The 21,190-nt window shown below is 63.2% G+C and carries 20 protein-coding genes; 6 read left to right on the top strand and 14 right to left on the bottom strand.

Annotated features, from left to right (window positions below; translation table 11 throughout):
* Positions 1-4 precede the first annotated feature (4 nt).
* Positions 5-463 (top strand): MaoC family dehydratase, encoded by a 459-nt coding sequence (locus BRAD3257_RS10395; RefSeq protein ID WP_122401740.1) that lies wholly within the window; start codon positions 5-7, stop codon positions 461-463.
* Positions 464-685: 222 nt separating this feature from the next.
* Here the strand turns inward: BRAD3257_RS10395 and BRAD3257_RS10390 are convergent, their stop codons facing one another.
* Complete coding sequence (locus tag BRAD3257_RS10390) at positions 686-1,570, bottom strand: alpha/beta fold hydrolase (RefSeq protein WP_122401739.1); 885 nt, start codon at positions 1,568-1,570, stop codon at positions 686-688.
* Positions 1,571-1,578: 8 nt separating this feature from the next.
* Positions 1,579-4,086, bottom strand: a complete 2,508-nt coding sequence (locus tag BRAD3257_RS10385) for an alpha/beta hydrolase (protein WP_122401738.1) — start codon at positions 4,084-4,086, stop codon at positions 1,579-1,581.
* A 130-nt stretch (positions 4,087-4,216) separates the two neighbouring features.
* Here BRAD3257_RS10385 and BRAD3257_RS10380 point away from each other — a divergent pair, with 130 nt between their 5' ends.
* Complete coding sequence (locus tag BRAD3257_RS10380) at positions 4,217-5,143, top strand: alpha/beta fold hydrolase (protein ID WP_122401737.1); 927 nt, start codon at positions 4,217-4,219, stop codon at positions 5,141-5,143.
* A complete protein-coding gene (locus tag BRAD3257_RS10375) occupies positions 5,140-5,739 on the top strand; it encodes a hypothetical protein (protein WP_122401736.1) in 600 nt (199 codons plus the stop codon). Before BRAD3257_RS10380 ends, BRAD3257_RS10375 begins: the two co-directional genes overlap by 4 nt.
* Positions 5,740-5,757: 18 nt before the next feature.
* Here the strand turns inward: BRAD3257_RS10375 and fabI are convergent, their stop codons facing one another.
* From fabI to BRAD3257_RS10355, 4 genes are read right to left on the bottom strand one after another with little or no spacing between them, the layout of a single operon-like run.
* Positions 5,758-6,546: an enoyl-ACP reductase FabI gene (gene fabI / locus BRAD3257_RS10370; protein ID WP_122401735.1), complete on the bottom strand. Its 789-nt coding sequence runs from the start codon at positions 6,544-6,546 to the stop codon at positions 5,758-5,760.
* Entirely contained in the window at positions 6,543-7,757 is a 1,215-nt protein-coding gene (locus BRAD3257_RS10365) for an acetate/propionate family kinase (protein WP_122401734.1), read from the bottom strand. Before BRAD3257_RS10365 ends, fabI begins: the two co-directional genes overlap by 4 nt.
* A gap of 5 nt (positions 7,758-7,762) precedes the next feature.
* Entirely contained in the window at positions 7,763-8,725 is a 963-nt protein-coding gene (locus BRAD3257_RS10360) for a phosphate acetyltransferase (RefSeq protein ID WP_122401733.1), read from the bottom strand.
* A gap of 29 nt (positions 8,726-8,754) precedes the next feature.
* Positions 8,755-10,983: a DUF3141 domain-containing protein gene (locus BRAD3257_RS10355; protein WP_122401732.1), complete on the bottom strand. Its 2,229-nt coding sequence runs from the start codon at positions 10,981-10,983 to the stop codon at positions 8,755-8,757.
* A gap of 162 nt (positions 10,984-11,145) precedes the next feature.
* On the opposite strand from BRAD3257_RS10355, the gene BRAD3257_RS10350 reads away from it, so the two are divergent.
* The gene (locus BRAD3257_RS10350; RefSeq protein WP_122401731.1) at positions 11,146-11,682 is read left to right on the top strand and encodes a GNAT family N-acetyltransferase; all 537 of its coding nucleotides are present in this window, start codon (positions 11,146-11,148) and stop codon (positions 11,680-11,682) included.
* A 3-nt stretch (positions 11,683-11,685) separates the two neighbouring features.
* On the opposite strand, the gene BRAD3257_RS10345 is transcribed toward BRAD3257_RS10350, so the two are convergent.
* The 8 genes from BRAD3257_RS10345 to BRAD3257_RS10310 all read right to left on the bottom strand — a co-directional run bounded on the left by BRAD3257_RS10345 (position 11,686) and on the right by BRAD3257_RS10310 (position 19,745).
* Positions 11,686-12,150 carry a hypothetical protein gene (locus BRAD3257_RS10345; RefSeq protein ID WP_122401730.1) on the bottom strand — a complete coding sequence of 155 codons (465 nt, stop codon included), beginning with the start codon at positions 12,148-12,150 and terminating at the stop codon, positions 11,686-11,688.
* Complete coding sequence (locus BRAD3257_RS10340; protein WP_122401729.1) at positions 12,134-13,051, bottom strand: DUF2950 domain-containing protein; 918 nt, start codon at positions 13,049-13,051, stop codon at positions 12,134-12,136. The genes BRAD3257_RS10345 and BRAD3257_RS10340 overlap by 17 nt, the downstream gene beginning before the upstream one ends.
* Positions 13,048-14,712, bottom strand: coding sequence for a DUF3300 domain-containing protein (locus BRAD3257_RS10335; protein WP_122401728.1), 1,665 nt, complete (start codon positions 14,710-14,712; stop codon positions 13,048-13,050). Before BRAD3257_RS10335 ends, BRAD3257_RS10340 begins: the two co-directional genes overlap by 4 nt.
* A gap of 158 nt (positions 14,713-14,870) precedes the next feature.
* Complete coding sequence (locus BRAD3257_RS10330) at positions 14,871-16,751, bottom strand: sensor histidine kinase (protein WP_122406481.1); 1,881 nt, start codon at positions 16,749-16,751, stop codon at positions 14,871-14,873.
* A gap of 95 nt (positions 16,752-16,846) precedes the next feature.
* Entirely contained in the window at positions 16,847-17,131 is a 285-nt protein-coding gene (locus BRAD3257_RS10325) for a hypothetical protein (protein ID WP_122401727.1), read from the bottom strand.
* Complete coding sequence (locus tag BRAD3257_RS10320) at positions 17,128-17,913, bottom strand: DUF2092 domain-containing protein (RefSeq protein WP_122406480.1); 786 nt, start codon at positions 17,911-17,913, stop codon at positions 17,128-17,130. The genes BRAD3257_RS10325 and BRAD3257_RS10320 overlap by 4 nt, the downstream gene beginning before the upstream one ends.
* Positions 17,914-18,091: 178 nt before the next feature.
* Positions 18,092-19,327 carry an HlyD family secretion protein gene (locus BRAD3257_RS10315; protein WP_122401726.1) on the bottom strand — a complete coding sequence of 412 codons (1,236 nt, stop codon included), beginning with the start codon at positions 19,325-19,327 and terminating at the stop codon, positions 18,092-18,094.
* The gene (locus BRAD3257_RS10310; RefSeq protein ID WP_122406479.1) at positions 19,320-19,745 is read right to left on the bottom strand and encodes a hypothetical protein; all 426 of its coding nucleotides are present in this window, start codon (positions 19,743-19,745) and stop codon (positions 19,320-19,322) included. Before BRAD3257_RS10310 ends, BRAD3257_RS10315 begins: the two co-directional genes overlap by 8 nt.
* Before the next feature lie 163 nt (positions 19,746-19,908).
* On the opposite strand from BRAD3257_RS10310, the gene BRAD3257_RS10305 reads away from it, so the two are divergent.
* Both BRAD3257_RS10305 and ppk2 read left to right on the top strand, forming a co-directional pair.
* Positions 19,909-20,361, top strand: coding sequence for a hypothetical protein (locus tag BRAD3257_RS10305; RefSeq protein WP_025035470.1), 453 nt, complete (start codon positions 19,909-19,911; stop codon positions 20,359-20,361).
* A gap of 16 nt (positions 20,362-20,377) precedes the next feature.
* Positions 20,378-21,178, top strand: coding sequence for a polyphosphate kinase 2 (ppk2, locus tag BRAD3257_RS10300; protein ID WP_122401725.1), 801 nt, complete (start codon positions 20,378-20,380; stop codon positions 21,176-21,178).
* Positions 21,179-21,190: the final 12 nt, after the last annotated feature.

The raw sequence follows: 21,190 nt of genomic DNA, 5'->3' as shown, positions 1-21,190 counted from the left end.
GCCCATGCGGATATTCAGCGACTTCGACGAGATCAAATCAGCCGTCGGCTCCGAGATCGGTGCCAGCGACTGGATCGAGATCACGCAGGATCGCATCAATCAGTTCGCCGAGGCGACCTGCGACGAGCAATGGATCCATGTCGACCAGGAGCGCGCGAGCAAGGAGATGCCCGGCGGCAAGACCATCGCTCACGGGCTGCTCTCGCTTGCCCTGGCGCCCCTGTTCATCCGCTCGGTTATCGGCCTGAAGGGCCTGCGCAACACGCTCAACTATGGCGCCGACCGCATCCGCTATCTGGCGCCGGTTCCGGCGGGCTCGAAGCTGCGCGGCCGCGTCACGGTGACCGAAGCCGAGGACGTGCCGCCCAACGGATTGCGCGTCAACTATCACCTCGTGATCGAGATCGAGGGCGGCAAGAAGCCCGCCTGCGTCGCCGAATTGATCGCGCTGCACTATCGCTGACTCAAAGAGTCGAAAAACAACCCCATGCACAGTAGCCATGGGGCTGAATTGACTGAGGTTTCTTGTTCACTCCGGATTCGCTCCGAAGCCGTTGCGCCGTCGGGCAAAACACTGGCAATATGTCACCATCGGCCCATGGGTCGCCGGACCGCTCAGCGTGGCGGCGCGCCGATCAATCGATGACGTGACGGCCGCCGTCGACATCGAGGATACCGCCGGTCGTCAGCCTGGCGCCGTTGACTGTGACGCGGCAAGTCCTCCGAACCAGGCACCAAAATAGCCCGCATAAAGCGCCGGCGATTCGAGGTTCATCGAATGCCCAATGCCCGGCACGATGACCAGCCGGCAATCCGGCATCGCTTCGGCCATGGCACGGAGATCGGCCGGGGCGATCCAGCCGTCCCGCTCGCCCCACAACACGAGGTGCGGATGCCGGATCTCCGGCATGCGCCGCTCCAGCTCGCCGCTCTCCCTCTCGTGTGTCAAGTTGACCGGCGTTCCGATCCAGATCCCCTCGGAGACGACGAAGGTCTGCTCGATGATCCGATCGAACAGCGCCTGGATCTCGCCGAGCCCCTCGCGAAAGCGCGGCACCATGTTCGGCGCAAGGCTCTCCGGGACGAACAACGAAGAGGCGGCGGTCGCCATGACGGACCGCGTCAGCTCCTTGCTCGCCATCATCGCCCTGAACAGCCCAATCTGATCGGCATTGAAGGCCATGCCGAGCGGCGTCACCGGGTCCAGCGCGAACACACGGCCAAACCGCCGCGGTTGCATCAACAGCATCCGCGCAGCAATGATGCCGCCGGTCGAATGGGTCGCAAGATGGCAGTATCGGATGCCCAGCGCATCGAGCGCCACCAGCATGTCCTGCGCATGCTGCTGCATGGAGTAGTTGGCGTAGTTGGTCGCCGGCTTCGGCCGGGCGCTGTCGCCGCAGCCGCGCCAGTCAATGGCAATGACGCGGAGTCCACTTGGAAACATCGGTGCGGCGAGCTCGATCCAGTCCTTGCTGGCGAGATTGCCGTGGATGAAGACGACGGTCACGTCGCCTTGTCCCCACTCCCGCCAGCCAAGCTGGACTTCGCCCGCCTGCACTTTCGGCATAGCGCACCCTATTTGTTGAGACCGGCCGTCGGCGCCGCACCGGGCGGCGTCGGCGCCACCGGCAAGGCCGACACCACCGCGCCCTTGATCATGCGGTCGGTGCCGAGCGGCGAAGAGGTGTCGACCGTTCCCTTGGTCACGAAGTCCGCGACATCGGCGGCATATTCGACAGGATTGTCGGTATGGATGAAGTGACCGGTCTCCGGATAGACCTTGAGCATCGGCCGATTGCCGGCATTCGTCATCCTCGTCATGAACGGCGTAATGACATCGCGGCCGAGGTCAGTCAGCCCGTTGAAGGCAGGTGTAGGGATGAAAGGCTCCTTGTCGCCGAACGCAAGGAAGATCGGCGCCTTGATCTGGATAACCCGCTCATAGAGATTCTTCGGATCATCCTGCTGGAGTTCGGCACCGATGGTGTAGATGTCGAAGATGAAGACGTTGCACCATTGATCGAGCTCCTTGGGGTTGCCTTTGGTGAGTCCAACGCGCTGCTCGGTGTGGAAGCGGGCATACTCGCTGTCACTGAAGAAGTAGCCGCTTTTGGCTGCCGAGACCACGCCAGTGTCGGGGTCCCGCTTCTTGAAATAGAAGAAGTCGCGGATGTTTTGCTCGTCGCGCGCCTTCTCCGCTGCGAGAATGCCGGTCTGATCCCAGATCTGTTTCCACTTATCGAAGTCGCGGCCGAGGGTCGGATCGAACAGCGGCGCCTTCTTGTCCTTGGCGATGGTGATCTCGCGCGGATATTCCTCGAGACCGGACGGCGCTTCCAGGGCTAGGCCTTGCAGCGCATCCGGCCAGGTCAGCGCGTAGCCCATCACGAACTGACCGCCGAGCGAATGGCCGAGATAATAGGCCTTCTTGACGCCGAGCTGGTTGACGACGAGGTCGTAGATCACCTCACGCATGTCCTGCATTGTCCGCGCCGGGCTCTTGTCGAGATTGCCGGGCCCGGACATGCCGTAATGCGGCAGGTCCGGCACGATGACGCGAAGACCGCTGCGCAGGGCGTACTGCATGATGTTGCCGTAATGGCCGCCGAATGCGCCCTTGCCATGGATGATGACGAGCACCTTCGGGTCCTTGTCGGTCCCAGCATACTCGTCCATGTAGCCGATTTCCCAGGAGTTGCCGCGCTTGTCCTTGGCGTCGGCGAATTTGACCGGATAGGGATAGGTCACATACGCCTTCCAGAACGACTTCTTCGGATCGATATTGTCGGCAACATTGGGCGCACGATAATTTTTGTCGACGAATTTCTGAGCGCGATCGAGTGCCGCCACGTCGTCCATGAAGGCGACGAACTTCGGGTCGTTCTTGCGCTGATTGATGATCGGGAACACGCCGTAATGGGCGACCGGGCTTTCCTGTGCGATCAGGTCCGCGCCCGGCACGCGGTCGACGGCCTTCTGCGCCAGCTTGAAATTCAGCCAGAGATCATTGGTGATGTGCATCACCAGCGTGCGGGCCTGGATACGGCCGAGATAAGCATTGATGTTGTGTGTCTCGCCGACTCGATTGCGCCAGACGAGGTCGACCGCATCATAAAGCTTGGCGCGGTTGGTGACGTTCAAGCCTGCCTTCTCGTTCGGCGGGTCCCAGTAGAAAATCTCGGGCTGCACCGCGGACCAGTTCTGACTCGTGCGGAAGGCAAAATCGTAACCCGTCATTCCGAGGATCGACCAGCCGAACGCAAGGCCCGGCACCGGGTGCTTCTCCTTGGGCAGTTTATAGTAATCGCCGTTGGTGGACTGCCAGACGGGATCGGATTGGATTGCCGCCGTCATCATCTGGAAGGTCCAGTTGCCGACGGGGTCCTCGCCATCCGACTGCGTGGTGCCGCCGATCGGCATCAGGGCGTTGATATATTCCGGGTGCATCACGCCCCAGACGTAAGTCTGCGTGCCGCCCATGGAGACGCCGGTGACCAGCGCGACGCGCGCAACCTTGAGCTCGTCGCGCAGCAGGCGGTAATTGGCCTGCACCATGTCGTAGTAGCTGTACTGCGGAAACCTGATTCCGAGACCATCCGACGGCTTGCTCGCTCCCCAGGTGCCGAGCGGATCGACCATGATCACGTAATAGCGGTCGGTGTCGATGGGGCGGCCGGGTCCGATGATCGGCACGCCGCCTGATAGCGCCGCGCCCTTGACCCATTGCTCGTACATATCAGTGGAATCGCCAGAGTAGTAGGAGTTGATAACGATGGCATTGGTGATCTCGCCGGCTGCATTGCGCCGGGCGTTTCCGATGGCGATATAGGCCGTGTGCAGCTTGCCCGCGCCCAACGACTCAAGGGTGACGCCCCCCTCGCCGCCGTTCTCCCATTTCGAGGGATCGGACAGGTCGTACTTGCCGCCGAGGCGGAAGTTGGCAAGCTCGTAGGTTTTCTTCAACCCGTCATGCTGCACCTGCGACGAACGTCGCGTGAAGGGTTGTGCGACTGCGAGCGCAGTGCCGACCAGCAGCAGGACCAGACTGATCAAGCTGCGCTTGACGATATCCCTCGCGGTCATGGCGGAGTCCTCCCTGGCGTATTTTGGCGACACGCTAGGCAGGACGACCGGGCGAGCTTTGATCTAACTCAACGGAATGTGCTTGCCGACGTTGAGGATCGCGCGATCGAAATCGCCGCCGGCCAGCGTAATGCCTTTCCTCAGTCATGGGTCATACCGGGTCCGCTATGAGCTCGACGGGCCGGCGGGCGCGCCGGCCTATGTCCTGGTGAACGGGCTGACGCAATATTCCGAGCTTTGGGGCGCATACCGCGAGGCCCTGCTGGCGCGCGGCTTTCGCGTTGCCACCTTCGACCTGCTCGGCCAGGGTGCCTCCGACAAGCCGACGCTGTTCATCAGCCAGGACGACCAGGTCGCCGCGCTGGGCCTCCTGATCGGCGAGCTCGGCAACGGCCCAATCTTCCTGAGCGGCATCAGCTTCGGCGGCCTGATTGCACTGCGCTATGCTATCGCGCATGGCGAACGGCTGTCCGGCCTGGTGCCGATGAGCTGCTTCGCCGAGCTCACGCCGCAGCTTCTGCTGCTCGGCAATGCGCTGCGGACCGGGCTGATCCTTGGCGGCACAAGTTACCTCCAGGACCTGCTGCTGCCGATGAATCTGTCCGACCAATGGCTGAAGCCGCTGCTGGACAAGCTCGACAGCGTCAAGCGGCAGGGCTGGCTGGTCAATGATGTCTACGCGCTCCAGAACCTGATGGAGTCCTTCCTGGATTTCCAGCCGCTCACGCCGCGCCTGTCCGCGATCTCGGTTCCGACCATGATCCTGAATGGCGAGTTCGACTTTCTGACCCCGCGCGCTCTGCACGACACCTTGCGTGTCGAGATTCCGGACAGTTCATTGGTGATCATTCCCAAGGCCTACCACGCCTTCACGCTGGAGAAGGGCGCGCTCACGGCCGATCTGCTGGCGCGCTTTGCCGAGGAGGTGCTGGCCGGCCGCTGGCAAGGCAATCAGGCGGTCTGGGTGGCGCCGGACCAGCCCGGCGGCGAGCTCACGCCGTTTCCGGCCGGCTACGATCATCTGCGCGCCCTCCCGGTCAAGCGAGCGCTGCCATGAGCGACTTCCTCGGTCCCGTCGAGCCGGACGGCCGCATTCCACCGTACCAGCAGACGCGGGTCGCAGCATTCCTGATCTCGGCGCACGGCGCCCTCGCGCGGCAATTCGCCTTCACGCTGCCGGCGCGGCTCGACGCGGCATGGCAGACCGAGTTGAACGCGCAATTCTATCGCGAGGCCGAGATCGTCTCACTGCTGCTGCGCGCCACATCCTGGGGGCTGGATCTATCCCTGGGCTACATGGTCGCGTCCTGGGAGACGGCCTGGGCGCCTGCGCCGATCGACGGGATCGCAGACCCTCACCTTAACCAGGCGGTACACCTCGCAACGCTAGCCCACGCCGTGCATGCCGGCATCCGGCCGGCTGCGCTGCTACCGCTCGAGGCCAATGCGCAGGATCCCTTTGTCATGGCGCTGCGCCGGATCGAATTCGAGAGCGGCCGGCTGTTGCAGGCCCAGATTCTGTTTCTCAAGGGCACAGATCTTGCGCAGCATCGCGATGCGGTAAGTGCGGCGCTCGAGCAGCGTCACGCCGGCGTCCGCAAGCTCTGGCGCGAATTGCTCGAGAGCATCGGCATCGGCGCACCAGCGGCGTGACAACGCGCGATTGCGCGATCAATCGATGATATGGTAGCCGCCGTCGATATAGAGCACGCCGCCGGTGATCAGCTTGGCGCCGTCGAGCGCGAGGAAGGCGGTGGCGTTCCCGACATCGTCGATGCTCACGAGGCTGCGCGAAGGCGCCTTGGACTGCGCCTTGTCCATCAGTTCGTCGAACTCCGGAATGCCTGAAGCCGCGCGGGTTGCAAGCGGTCCCGGCGAGATCGCGTGCACGCGGATCCCCTTCGGACCCAGTTCGGCGGCAGCGTAGCGAACCGAGGCTTCGAGCGCGGCCTTGGCGACACCCATGATGTTGTAGTTCTCCACCACCATCTGACTGCCGTAATAGGTCATCGTGAACAGCGCGCCCCCGTTCTTCATCAGCGGCTCGGCGAGATGCGCCATGCGCAGGAACGACCAGCAGGAGACGTCCATGGTCTTGAGGAAGCCGTCACGGCCGACATCGACGACCCGGCCGTGCAACGCCTCCTTGGGCGAGAACGCAATGGAATGAAGCAGGAAATCGAGCTGGCCCCACTCCGACTTGATGCGCTCGAACACCGCTTCGGTCTGGCCTTCGACCATGACGTCGAGCGGCATGAATATCGGTGCTTCCAGCGCCTGCGCCAGCGGCTCGACGTGCTTCTTGGCGCGGTCGTTCAGATAGGTGACGGCGAGATCGGCGCCGAGCGCCCGGAATGCCCTGGCGCAGCCCCAGGCGATCGACTGGTCGTTGGCGATGCCGACAACGAGCCCCTTCTTCCCCTTCAGGGCGACCTTGCTGTCCGGAAATGCTGGGATCATGACACCCTCTCATGTCTGGAGTTTGGCGAGTGGCCGTTCATCAGAAGCGCCAGCGTATGCTGCGCGATCATCAGCTCCTCGTCGGTCGGCACGACGTAGACGGGGATACGACTTGTCGCCGCCGAGATCAGCCGCGCATGGCGCGCATTCTCGGCCGTATCGAGCATCACGCCGAGCCAGCCGAGCTGCTCCGCCACGCAGCCACGGATACTGCTCGAATTCTCGCCGATACCGGCGGTGAAAACAAAGGCGTCGAGACCCTGGAGTGCCGCGGCGAGCATGCCGGCATTGAGGCCGATGCGATAGACGAAATAGTCCAGCGCCAGCTTGGCTTGCGGGTCGGTGCTTGCCTCCAGCTCGCGCATGTCGTTGCTAACGCCGGAGAGTCCTTTCAAGCCGCAGTCGCGATAGAGCAAATCCTGCACCTTGGAAGCCGTCATCCCCTTCTCGGAGATCAGGTACAGCACGACGCCGGGATCGAGCTGGCCTGGACGCGTGCCCATCGGCAGTCCGTCGAGCGCGGTGAATCCCATGGTGCTCTCGACACTCAGTCCGTCCTTCATGGCGCACATCGAGGCGCCGCTGCCGAGATGGGCGACGATCACCCTGCGCTTTGCGATGTCTGGCGCGATCTGCAGCAGGGTCCTGGAGATGTACTCATAGGACAGGCCGTGAAAGCCGTAGCGCCGCACGCCTTCGGCGTGGAGCTGGTGGGGGATGGCGTAATGATCGGCCAGCGAACCGTGCGCGCGGTGAAACGCGGTGTCGAAGCACGCGACCTGCGGCACCGCGGGGAAATTGGTCAGGATCGAGCGGATCGGCGCGAGATTGTGCGGCTGATGCAGCGGAGCCAGCGCGATGAAGCGCTCCAGCCGCGCCACTACGCCATGATCGACCAGGACCGGTCGTTCATAGTCCGGCCCGCCATGGACGACGCGATGCCCGACCGCCATCGGATGGATGCGCACCTCGTTCCGCAGCCATTCGCCCGCAACGTTCATTGCTGCTGGAACGTCTGGGATCGTTTCGATCGGATAGGCTCGGTCTGCAATGGGGTCGTTGCCCGCCCTGCTCGCCCGCAAGCGCGGCCGGCTGCCGATGCCATCCACCTGTCCCTTGATCAGGCGGCGCAGCATGCCCTCACCCTCGACCGCAAAGACCTGGAACTTGACGCTCGACGAGCCGGCGTTGACGACAAGGATGCTGTCCATGGCGGTCACGCCGAAACTGCCGGCGCCTTCTGGCGCCGGGCATGAGCATAGAGCGCAGCGACGGCGCAGGACGCCATCCGCGCCCGCGGAGTGTCGGCGCGCGAGGTCAAGACAACAGGCACGCGCGCGCCGAGCACGATGCCAGCGCCGTCGGCCTTGGCGAAATAAGCAAGATTCTTGGCGAGCATGTTGCCCGCCTCGAGGTCCGGCACGACCAGTATCTGAGCGCGGCCGGCGACCTCGGACTTGATGCCCTTGATCCGCGCCGATTCGAGGTCGATCGCGTTGTCGAACGCCAGCGGCCCGTCGAGCACGCCCCCGGTGATCTGGCCGCGATCCGCCATCTTGCAGAGCGCCGCGGCCTCGATCGTGGACGGAATTTTCGACGTGACCGTTTCAACTGCGGAAAGGATGGCCACCCGCGGCGACTTGCCGAAGCCCGCCTGATTGTAGAGGTCGATCGCGTTCTGAATGATGTCCCGCTTGGCGTCCAGATCGGGGAAGATGTTGATGGCGGCGTCAGTGACGAAGATCGTCTCGGCGTAGGCCGGTACATCCATGACGAAAACGTGGCTGATGCGCCGATCGGTCCGCAATCCCCCAACCTTGGCCGTGACAGCTCGCATCAGCTCGTCGGTGTGAAGGCTGCCCTTCATGAGCAATTCGCCGCGCGCGGCATGGATCAATTCGACGCCCTTCGCGGCGGCATCGTCACTGTGTGCGGCATCCACGATCTCATAACCCGAGATGTCCAGGCCGAACCTGGCAGCCGTATCCCTGATCTTGCGCTCCGATCCGACCAGGAGCGGCCGGATGATGCCGGCAGACGCGCTGTCGACGGCACCTCGCAAGGATGTCTCATCGCAGGGATGCACCACGACAGTCGGCGTCGGCGGGATTGCCTTGGCCGCGGCGATCAGGCGATCATACTTGCTGGGAGACTGCGTTGCCGTCGCATCTGCTGACATGATGTCGCTCCCGATCCTTACAACTCGCGTTACGACGCCTTCGCCTTGGGATCGAAAGGAGCGACGTTCGACGCCCTTTCGGAACCTTCCGCGGTGTCGAGGCCAAACAGGCCGGCGATCTGCCGCAGCCGGTTTGCGCGCTCGCCCGTGACATCCGCACTGGCCGAAAGCACCTGCTCGATCGCTTCAAATGCTGCACGACGAACGTGCATGTCTTCAGGCAGCAATTTCGGTATTGCGGCGAGCGCCCATTCTCGATCGAGCAACAGCATAAAGAACTGCTCGCGTACCAGCATCTTGAACTCGGCAAGAGACATGCGTGCGCCGCCATGATCCCGGCGGATCTGGCGCAGAGCCTCAATGCTGCGTTCGTCCACCATTCCCCGTGCCGACCCGACGTAGAGCAAAGCGCGCAGCGCCGCTTCACGGAGGCCGCCCTCACCGATCCGCGACTTCAGATCGGCAATGCGCTTCTCGAGCATGGTGCGATGCTCGGCGGACATCTCACGCCGACGCGACGGCGTGGACGTCGGATCGATCCCGACGGCCGCCTGGAGCGTCGGGGACCCGTAGACGCTGAGGAACATCGCTTCGCTGAGCGCTTCCTGTGAATCGCGCCAGCTGTCGAGGGCGTGAACGACCTGCTTCGAGATCTGCTCCTGGAACGCCAGGAACGGATTGTCCGCAGCGACCGGCTTGCGCTCCTCGGCGGCCTTCTCGGCCAATAATTTTACCGTCGCCATGTAAGGATTCTGGCTGCTGAACAGCTCGTATTGCAGCCGCAGCGGATGCATGTTGTGAGCCCATTCCGCCATCTGCGGCGTCACCACGCGCTTGAGCCATGGCTGGACGAATTTCTGGTAGGCCGCCAGATTGATTTCCGAGATCCGCTTGGCTGTGGCAAAGCGTCGCTCGTCTTCGGGCGAATTGCCGCCCATGGCGCGGATGTCGTCGAGCGTCCGCGCTTCGCAGCGCATCACCCACTGGCCGACGACCAGATCCGAACTTGCGGTTTCCTCATCCTTCGCCTCGAATGTTGCTTCATAGAGCCCCGGCGGCAGAACGTCGATGAGGTCGATGTTGCTTGAAAATTCCGCGTGCTCCTTCTTGGCGACGCCGCCGGAGACGAAGATGCCGAGATGGCCGATACTCTTGTGCACGGTGTAGACGATGGTCTGGCCATAGGCCCTGATCTCATCGACATCGGCATAGCAATCGAGGATCCAGTGCAGCGCCTGCTGCGGCGGCGTGATGTTGTCGCCCTCGGAGCAGAACACCACGATCGGGGATCTGATGTTGCGGAGATCAACCTTCCGGCCATCGGACATTTCGATGTTGCCGGCGGCGAGATTGTTGCCGACGAACAGCTCATCGACGATGAACTGAATCTCCTCGGCGTTCAGGTTGACGTGGCCGCCCCACCAACGCTCGAATTCAAGGTACCGCTCTGCCTCGGTGTCGACCTTGGAATAGACGTTGTACTGCTTGGTCCAGAGCGTATTCGAGGGGTTCTGGTTCTCGAAGTTCTGCACCAGCCATGCACCATCGAACTTACCGGCGCCGAGATCAGAGGTCAGGGCCGTTAGCCAGCTTCCGCCCAAGAGCCCGCCCGAGTAGCGCATCGGATATTTTCCGTGCACGCCGGCCCAATAAGCCAGCGGCGCGCCGGCGATGATCAGCGGGCCGAACAGTTCGGGACGCAGCGAGGCCAGGATCATGACGGCCCATCCGGCCTGGCAATTGCCGATCACGCAGGGCTTGCCGTCGGCATCTGGGTGAAGGCTCATGACCTTTTCGATAAAGATGGCTTCGGCACGCGCGATGCGCTCGATGGTCTGACCGGGCATGGGGTCAGGCAGGAATCCGATGAAGTAGCAGGGATGACCTGCCTTCATCGCCACCCCGATCTCGCTATCCGCCTTGAAGCCGCCGATGCCGGGGCCGTGGCCCGCACGCGGATCGACCACGACGAACGGCCGCCGCTCCATATCGATCTCGACGTTGTCAGGCGGAACGATGCGCACCAGCGCGTAATTGACAGGTTCGGCGAGCTGGCGCCCGTCCATGATCAATTCGGCCGCGTATTGCAGAACATGCGGGGCGGTTTTCGCGACATGCTCCCTGTACTGATCCCCGCGCCGGCGCATGATATCCAGGAATAGGACACTGCGCTGTCCCGCATCGACCAGGTATTCGACTGCCGAGGCGATCAGCCCCGACATGGGACCTCCCGGAAATTGTACCTTGTCCATGGACATGTCCTCGACCTCTCCGTCGCTTTCGCCAATTGACGGCGCTGTGCGAGGACGAACGTTGATCTAGGTCAAGATGATCTGCTCGCTTGGGAGGCGTTTATCCTGCATTATAAGGCGTGAGACGCGTCTGGTTTGAGCCGACGGCTTCGGACGAATGACATCGGCATGTCACAAGTAGCAACTTACAGCGTGAAAACCGTCCTGAAGGACGGCACTTCGATCCAGATCCGCGCGCTTCGCGGCAGCGACGAGGCGGATATGCTCGCTGCCATCGCGCGTACCGGGCCGCAGTCGCTGCAGAGCCGATTCTTCATTTTGAAACGGCATTTCTCGGAGAAGGAGCGCACCTTCTTCATGGACGTGGATTTCAGCAATCACGTTGCGCTGGCCGCTCTCGTCGAAGAACAGGGGCGAGACACCGTTATCGGCGGCGGCCGGTACGTTATCGTCGAGCCCGGTCGGGCCGAGATGGCCTTCATGGTGGTGGATGCCTGGCAAGGCCGCGGGGTGGGCTCCCTGTTGCTGAGGCACCTGACAGACATCGCGCGCGAGCAAGGCGTACGAGAGCTCACGGCCGAGGTTCTGTCCGACAACAGGCCCATGCGCAGCGTATTCGCGAAGGCGGGCTTCAAGCTTGCGCGGAGTGACGATCCGACAACGGTGCACCTGTCGCTCTCGCTTGGGTCCGCGCCGCCGGACTGAGCCTCACCTCAAAGCGATCGTGATCTGACTGATATTGGCCGCCAGCTCAAATCCCGCCTTGGGGCCTTGCAGCACCATCGTGACGCCCTTTTCGTTGCGGAGGTGCACACCGTTGGCACCGCCGACCAGCGCAAAGCCGCCGCCAACGGAACTGTAGGTGCCGGCGAAATCACTGATCTCCCGGATACCGGATGCCCAGCCGTTGAGACGGCCGACCGTTGCACCGATCGTGATGCCGAAGCTCAGGCCGCTGATCTTGAAGGGATAGGTCTTGCCCCGGTACGTCAACACGCCGCTGCCGGCGCCACCGCCGACCAGGAGGCCTGCCTTGACGATCTTCACTCTGACCTGACCGGCTGCTTGCGCGAAGGACGGCGTCGCCGGCATGGTCAGCCCGAACGCGAGCAGGAGCAGCGCGATCAGGCGAAATGCGCGCCCGCGCACGCGCGGCTCAGGGTTTTGCGGCATCGACCTTCTTCCAGGTCTGGTCGGGATCGAACAGCGTGATGCGCTGCGCGATAGACTCGGTGCGCTTGCCGAGATCCTTCTGATAGACGACGCCGTCATGATTGACGAGGAAGGTCATGACGCCCGAATTGCCGTATTCCGCCGGCCAGGCGATCAGGCCGAAGCCGCCGATCATCTTGCCTTTGACAACGTAGTTGAGCGCACCGCCTCGCGCATCCGGGCCCTGCCCCTTCAGGATGTGGAAATAGTAGCCGTGATACGGCGCAGGCCCGACATCGGCTGCGTTGTAGCCTTCCCGTGACGCCTCGGCCGCCAGCGCGCCGAGCGGGCTCGGATCGCTGTCGTCGCGCCAGAACAGGCCGTCCTTCTTGCCGGGCGAGGAGACGATGCGCTGCGCGTAGACGCCCGCGCCCTCGCCGCGGTCCTTGTCGGCATATTCGTTTTGCGCATCGACATAGGCGAGCATGGTCTGGATCGCGTCGAGCTCGTTGCGGCCGATACGGCGACGCAGCACCTCGATCCGTCCTTCGTCGGTGTCGAACGCCCAGCCCGTCCTGGTGTTGACCAGCGGAATTGGGAACGGGAAGTCGTCCGGCCCGAGCATCAGGATCGCAGTCTTGTTGCCTTCTGTCTTGATGACGTGCTTGGTATCATACATGGAGCTGAAGCGCGCCCGAATGTCGTTGTCGGCGACCTCGTCGCCGGACGACACGATGTCCTCCGCGTTCCTGCCCAGCACTTTCAAGATGTCTTTCGGGCCGCTCTTCACCGCGGCCGCAAGCGCAGAGGCGGCCTCTTCCGGTGTCTTGTAGGATTCCTGCGCGAGAGAGGGCGATCCGAGCAGCGCGAGCGCGACGACGCCGGGCAGTAGCGCATGGCTAAACGATTTCAGACCGGTCATGGCATCACCTCCGCTGGAATCTTCGCGCCGCCGGCGAGCCAGTCGCGATAGGTGCGGAACGTCAGTCCGAGTTTTTCGTAATGGACGCGCAGATAGCCGTCGCTGCCGTGGGTCACTGCATCGGGCATGACCTGCTCGACCTCCTGCGCCATCACGCCGACATAAGCCTTGTGGCTGCCGATATAGCTGAACCGATAATAGCCAAGGCCATTCGAGAGGTGACCGAGCAGGACGAGATCATGCTTCAGCGCAATGTCGGAACGCCGGCCGCCGCCGCCGCGGAAGCCGCCTCCTCCACCGCCGCCACGCATCGCCATTCCGCCACCGCCGCCGCGGCCGGCAAAGCTTGGTCCGCCGCCGCCACCGCGCGGCATGCTCGCCATGCTGGCGCGGCCGCGCGCGGATGCTGCGGCAGCCGAACGGCCGGAGGAAACGTTCATGGCGCCGCCGCGATTGCCGCCGCCACGGTTGGCCGCACCGCCGCCGGCGCGGTTCGCAGCCTTGGCGCGATCGCCGCTGCCCTTGGTCGCACCCTTGGCACGATCACCAGCCCCGGCACGATCGCCGCCGCCGGGCCGGTCGCGCGTAGCTGCGCTGGGGCGATCACCTGCGCCCGGACGGTCGCCGCGATTGCCGGCGCGATCACCTTGGCCGCCGCGATCCCCCGCACGATCTCCCGCCCGGTCCCCGGCACCCTGATCGGGGCGCAGCACCTGGTTGCCGTCGCGGCCGCGGAAATCCATCCGGTCCGACACGCCGGCCTTCAGATTGTTGTTGCCGAAGCGCTGCTGAACATTGCTATTGTTGTAGCGTACACCGCCGCGATGCGCCGGATTGTGCTGCCAGCCGTTGGCGATGTTCGTGGTGCGATGGTTGACATAGACGTTGCGGTTGCCCCAGTTGCAGCCGCCGCCCCAGTAATTGCCCCAGCGTCCGATCGCCCAGGCCGTGCCGAAGGCGATACCGGCGGCGACCATGCCGGCGCCGATATAGGATGGGTAGCCCCAATAATACGGCGGATACTCCGCATAGGGCCAGCTGCCGTAGACCGTCGCCGGGTCGTAATACGGCACGTACATCGCCGCGGGATCGGCCTGCTGGATGACGACGACCTGCTTGCCCTCCTGAGACTGGACGCTGACCTTCTGCTGCTTGGTGGTGACGAGCTTCTTGTTGTCATAGGCTTTGGTGCGCAGACGCTGGATCGCGTCCATCACGTCGGGCTGCTGCGCGAGGAAGGCATCGCCCAGCTTCTTGGTCCAGTCGAGCTGGTCGCTCATCATTGCGAGGACGTCGGCGGTGCTGGCCAGCGCCTTGACGCTGTCGTCCCAGCCCTGCTTCTCCACTTCCGTCTTCAGCGCATCGCCCTTCAGGCTCTTGCGATCCTTCAGCCAACGATCGGCCTGCACAACTTCCAGCGGATAGGTCGATGCAGCCAGTACATTGGCGAGGAGCTCGTCCGGATAAAGCGCAATCGGCGCAACCAGGGCCTCAAGCTGCTCGGGCTTCAGGAGCTCGGCCGTGGGCATCGGCGGGCTCGCGGGCTGCGCCTGCGGCGCTGGCGCTGGCGCTGCAGATGTCGTTGTGGTCTGCGCCGTTGCAGCGACCGAAGTCGCCATCACAAGCACTAGCGCCATCAGGGTGTTGCCGCAACGAAACATCACATCCTCCCTCCGGACTTCCAGTGTGGGAGGATCGAGCCGGGGCGCAGGCGTTTGTTGATCGAGATCAACGAAACGAGGCCGTCGAGGCTGCCGCAGCGCACGGACGCACGACCATTCGACGAGGATTTTGGCCGTGACAGCCCGCGGATCATCTCTCAGCGCGCGACCGGGAGCCGGATCGTGAACAGTGCGCCTCCCGCCGGCTGGTTCGCCGCGGCGATCGTGCCGTGATGGGCTTCGATGATGGTTCTGGCGATCGCAAGCCCCATGCCCATGCCATGCGGTTTGGTCGTGAAGAACGGATCGAACAGGCTTGCGAGGTCGGAGGCGGGTATTCCAGGCCCGGTGTCGGCAATCCTGATTTCGGCCTGATTGCCGGCACGCAGGGTCGCGACGCTGACCTCCCGCTTTCCGGTGTCGGCGTCGGAGATCGCATCCATCGCGTTGATGATCAGGTTGAGCATGACCTGCTGAAGCTGGACCGGATCGCCCTTGACGTGAAGGGCGGCCATGACCGGAAGATAACTCAATGTGATCCGGCGCCCCTGGGCGAGCGCCTTCACGAGACCGATTGCTTCGCGCACCGTATCGTTGAGTTCGATGTTCTTGACCTCGAACGGGGTCTTTTTCAGAATGCTGCGCAGCCTGCGGATCACCTCGCTCGCCCGTTGGTCGTCCCTTCTGATGTCAGCGAGGATCTGCTGGATCTCGACCAGATCAGGCTGGGCAGCCCTGAGCATGAGCTCTGCCGTTTCGGCATTGGTCAGAATCGATCCGAGTGGCTGGTTCAATTCATGCGCGATCGAGGTCGTCAGCTCGCCAACGGCCGAGTACCGGTTCACGTGGGCGAGCTCCGTCAGCCGCTGACGCGATTCGACTTCCGCAACCCGCCGGCGGCGACGCTCGTGCAGAAGCCCGCTGATGAGTCCGGCCTGGACCAGGAACACGGCCGAGATCATCAGCATCTGCCAGCGATAGCGCTGCCAGATAGTCGGCTCGCGAAACAGAATGGTGCTTCCCGGAGGCAGGCGACTCTCGCTGATGCCCCAGCGCTGCAACTCCCGCCAATCGTATTTAGGAGGGGCATATTCGATCGGTTCAATTCTGACGTTTGCAGGCTCTTCGCCGCCCAGAATTCGGAGTGCCGCATCGGCGGTCTTTTGGCCGAGTTCAGGAATTGAATGCATCGGACCGCCGACAATGTCGCGTCCGAAAAACGACTCCTCAAAGCAGAAGATTGGGGCGTTCGCGACGGCATGAAGGCGATGCAGGGCAAACTTTCCATCATGAATGACACCCGCCGCGTCGACCGACATCAACCCCCAGAACAGAACCGTGTGCGGTGGAAGCGTCGACGCCCGTTTCAGGATCTCCTCGAACGACAGATCCCCGTACCAAACGAACGAAACTCGGTCTTCGAGCGGCTTGACGTCCCTCTTAACCTCTTCGAGCCAGAATTTTTCCAACGCAGACGCGCCGATGACAAGGGCCATCGTCTGCGTGTCCGGCAGCACCTGCAGAACGTTGCGGAAGGCCGTGACAAATTCGTTACGGACTGACACTACCGCGTCATTCCTGGTCAGGCGTGCGCGGTCGACCAATCGTTCCTCGACTGTCGTGAGGACCATTGGCGCCTTCGGAAACAGCCTCTCGCGATGCCTTTGCACGAATCCCGCCGCCGGTCCGCCAATGCTCATCACGATATCAGGTGGCCGCCCTTCGTACAGCGAGCCAAGATATTCGACGAAGGGCCCGTCAGGGCCTGGCGCGATGAACCTGGCAGCAAGAAGCGTATGCTCCTGGATATCGAGCGGCCAAGGAGAGCGCTCCTCGAGATTGGTCTTGATGCTGCGTGCGTACTCGCTCCAGGGCAAGAAATCACGCCCGAAGGAATGCAGCATCAACACACGCTTGGGCTCGCTGCGCGTTGCCGTGGCCGATTGCGCGCGCGCAGGGCCGCATAGCGTGCACGCGGCGAGCAAGAGGCCGAGACAAAGCCACGCAGCCGTAACCGGCCTGACCGCATCTGTGGACATGCGCCCGCTCAGCTCCACTCCCCGCAGCTTTCGCCGACTGCGACCTCCGACAATTTTAGCCGGGATCGCACCAAACGGACAGCCCCCGGGAAGCCTCAGCAGCGCGTGACGACGCGGCCATAGGCGTCCACGACCTGCGCGCAGGAGGGCGCATAATAGGCGCCGGCGGCTCCCGCCGCGGCGCCAACCGCAACCGCTCGGCGTGTTGTTCGACGCGCGACGCCGGCATAGCTCATGGGCGTGAGCGGGCGTCCAACCCTCGCCTGCGCTTCCGAAAGGAAGCTGCTCTCGCCGATGCCAGGTGCACCATTCCAGGACAGTCCGGCGGCAAAGGCGACCATCGCGGCCGCGCCGATCAAAGTCTTTCGCAGCATGATCATTTCTTGGCTCCTGTCGGTGTGCCCGGGGGAAGTTCGTCGAATTCCGCCATCGCGACCGAGTTGATGTCGATCCTGGTGGCGCCGGCCGGTGGCTTGAACACGAAGGTGTCCTCGGCAAATGCGTCGGTCTTCCAGTCCCTGATCCGCAACGTGTACTGCGGTGCGCCCGTCACCGTCTTGCTGGTGATCACGTATTTGCGCGGCACCGGCTTGGCGCCCGTCTCGATCCAGATCTGCCAATCGGTGTCGGGCGTGCGAAATGCGAGATGCTCGCACTCGACGCCGTCGACCACACCCTGCCCGATATGCTTCCCGTCGGTGGCCGTACCCATCAGTTCCTCGAATGCGTTGGTGAGCAGCAGATCGGTGCCGGGCATGCCGAGCCCGGAATGGGCCTGCATCTCGCCGATCATCTGGTCCACCGTGCCCGCCATCTCGGCCTGCATGTAGGATTTGGCGTCGTTGCCGTAGAGCGAGAGCGTCTTGCCGTCATAAACCAGCTCGACATCCGCATAGCCGCCGGTGCGCCTGACGCGGAGCTTGTCGGGCCTGCCCAGCTTGACCTGTCCGGAGCTCGCGAACTGGATCTTCTGAAGTTCGGGCGTGATGATCTCGATGTCGCTGTCGAACGAGGCGGACAGGGTGTTCTGGCTGGTCAGATAGTCCGTCATCGATTTCAGGATCTTGGCCGGATCATCGGCGTGCGCGGGCGAGGCCGCCGCCAGCAACAGAGCCGTGCCGAAGCCAGACAATGTGGTACGAAGGGTTGGTGTTGATCTCATCTCATATCCTCCTCGGATGAAGGACATTGAGATGCGCCGGCGATCGTCTTGCTTGACATGCGTCAATGCTTGCACACTCGCCGCGAGAATTCCGACCGCGCGGACCAGCGCAGGCGACCGAAACGGCAGGCGAGGACGAATTTCGGCGAACTCGCCTTGTCCGTCCTCCTCTTGCGCTTCAATGGCCGCCGCTCAGCACGAGTGTCTGGATCGGCAGCAACAAGGCCTGAATGCGCAGCAGCAGCGCATGGACGAGGCCGACGGCGTCCACGACGTGCAGCGCGATCTTCCGGCTGGTCGGGGTGTCCTTGGCCGAGATCTCCTCGTGGTTGCTGGTGTAGGCATTGACGATGCAGCTCGAGCCCGGTGTGACACCGTCGAGGCCGCCTTTGTAAAGCGGCTCCAGAAAGACCAGGATCGTGCCGGGGCGGACGACATTCTGCGGATCGATTAGCTGCTCGCCGGAGCGAAACTGCCCCGCCGCGATGTAGTCCTGCACCGTCGTGATCACCATCGGGATGATCACCCAGGGCTTCGAGATGCAGGTCGCTTCCGCTATCATGCCCTCCTTCATGACCTGCGCCTCGATCTGGCCGAAACCGGCCTGAAGCGCCTTGCGGCCCGCTCCCTCCGGAACGAGAACGCCGGCGGGGCGCATCAGCTGGTTGACGACGTCGCCGGGGCGAACCAGGAACTGCTCGACCCGGCCATCGACGCCGGCACGCACAAACGTCTTGTCGAGCTCGACCTGTGCCTGGTCGAGCGCGGCTTCGGCGCTGGCCTTTTGGGCCGGCAGCAGAACTGAGACCTGCAGGGAGGCCGACTGCTTCGCCGCCGTCGCGGCGTCGATGCCGGACTGTCGCTGATCGACCAGCACCTGGAGCTTGTCGATGTCACGCTGCGGAACAATGCCGGGGTTGCGACGCTGGAGCTCGGTCTTGACCTCGAGCTCGTCCTTCGCCTGCTGGTGGTTCGCTTTCGCCTCCCCGAGCTGCGCCTCGGCCTTGACCACGTCAGCCTGCGCGGTCTGCATGGCGGCATCGACCTCCGCGACTTTGCGCTTGGCCGTTTCGACGGCGGCCTGCTGCTTGGAGCTGTCGAGCGTGAACAGCACGTCGCCCTTCTTGACCGGCGCGCTGAAGCCGATCTTTACCTCGGCGACACGGCCCGAGCCTTCAGGCAGAATCGGCACTGTGCGGAAGTACAGCGTCGCCGACGACGTCGCCGGATGGAAGTAGAAGATCATGGTGATGAGCGAGACCGTCAGCATCAGGCAGGCGGTGATGCCCCAGCGCAGCTCGTACCAGACTGAAAAGAAGGTGATTTCCTTGCCGAAGCGCTTGCCTTGAGCGTAGCGACGGTAGAGGTAGTCCGGGAGGATCGTGACCAGGGAGCAGATCAGCAGCTCAAGCATGACTGTGCTCCCTCTCCTTGGCAGGTCCCGGCTTGTCAGAAGGAGATGGCGCGGCTGCTGCCTCTGGCTGGATTTCTCTCGCATCGGCGGACGGCGTGGCGTCGGCGATCTTCTCGACGGATCCGGCGATGCTGCGCAGCGGCGTGCCAAAATCCGGAAGATCGATCAGCGCGAGGAGCAGGCCGGCGACCCAGAAGATGTGCATGTGCGTGAACAGCGAGATCAGGCCGAGCACCGCAACGAGCTCGAACTGCAATTTCTGCGATTTGTGCGCCATCCGCTCGGGCAGGCTGTGCAGTTTCCAATAGAGCGTGCCGACCCAGAGCACGGCCCCGATCAGGAATACGCCCATCACCACCATCAGCGTATCGGTCCCGCTCCCCGGTGCGAGATAGAACGGCAGATGATGAGGTGCCATCGGATGAAGCTGCTCGCTCAAAGGTCTCTCCCGGTCAAAACGTGCATGTGCAGCACTGTGTTCGGGTATGTTCGCGTTTGTTTGATTTGAGTCAAGGGAGCGCGTTTGGGGCGACCTAGCGTCTGCTGCATGCCGATCGCATAATCATGAGGAGCCGCCCGCCATGCCCGGCCTAGACGATCTCATCCCCAGCGCCGCCCAGATTCGTAAGGAAGCAGCCCTCAAGGAGGCCGAAAAGGCGGATGAATATGTGCGCCTTGCCGCTGCGGCCGAGGCCGAGAAGCGCGCCCTGATCGAGCGCTTGAGCAAGCCGTCGGGCAAGACCGAGGAGGAGAAGATCAAGCTCGCCTCGACCATTATCCAGCGCGCGGTGCGCAACGGCCTCACGGAAGTGCTGGTCTATCGCTTCCCGAATTCGCTGTGCACTGACAAGGGCCGCGCCATCAATCAGATGGAGAAGGGCTGGGAGAACACCCTGACCGGCATCCCCAAGGAAATCTTCCAGCTCTGGACCGATTACCTGAAACCGCGCGGCTATCGCATCGCCTATCAGATCATCGATTTTCCCGGCGGCGTGCCCGGCGACATCGGGGTGACCATATCCTGGGACGATTAGCAACGGAAGGATCGGGATGGCCAAGGACGCAGCTGCGGAGCGGATGAAGCGGAAGGATTACGAGAAGGAGCTCGAGAAGCTTCAGGTCGAACTGTGCCACCTCCAGGACTACGTGCGGGAAAACAAGCTCCGGGTCATCATCCTGTTCGAGGGCCGGGACGCCGCCGGCAAGGGCGGGACCATCAAGGCGATCACCGAGAAGGTCAGCCCGCGCGTGTTCCGGGTCGTCGCCCTCCCTGCGCCATCCGACCGCGAGAAGACGCAATTGTTCTTCCAGCGCTATATGGAGCGATTTCCGGCCGGCGGCGAGATCGTGATCTTCGACCGGAGCTGGTACAACCGCGCCGGCGTCGAATACGTCATGGGCTTCTGCACCCCTGCCGAGCACGAGCGCTTCCTCAACCTGTGCCCGCAGATGGAGAAATACGTCATCGACGGCGGCATCATCCTGATCAAGATCTGGCTCGAGGTCGGGATGGACGAGCAGGAGCGCCGCTTCAAGGCCCGCATCGACGACCCGGTCCGGCAGTGGAAGCTCAGTCCGATGGACCTGGAATCCTTCCGCCGATGGTACGACTATTCGCGCGCGCGCGACCTGATGCTGAAGAAGACCAGCACGAAGGATGCGCCCTGGTACATCGTCCGCTCTGACGACAAACGAAGGGCGCGGCTGAACTGCATCGCCCACCTTCTCGGCGCCATCCCCTACAAGCGCATCAAGAAGGACAAGATCAAGCTGCCGAACCGCTCCGACAAGGGACGCTACAACGACCAGGTCAGCCTCAAGGAAATGAATTTCGTCGCGCAGCGCTATTGAGCAGCATCAGGC

It is taken from the genome of Bradyrhizobium vignae (genome assembly GCF_900324035.1).
GTDB classification, from domain to species: Bacteria; Pseudomonadota; Alphaproteobacteria; order Rhizobiales; family Xanthobacteraceae; genus Bradyrhizobium; species Bradyrhizobium vignae.
Note: the sequence above shows the minus strand (reverse complement) of the source record. Positions and strands in the feature narration are given on the sequence as shown.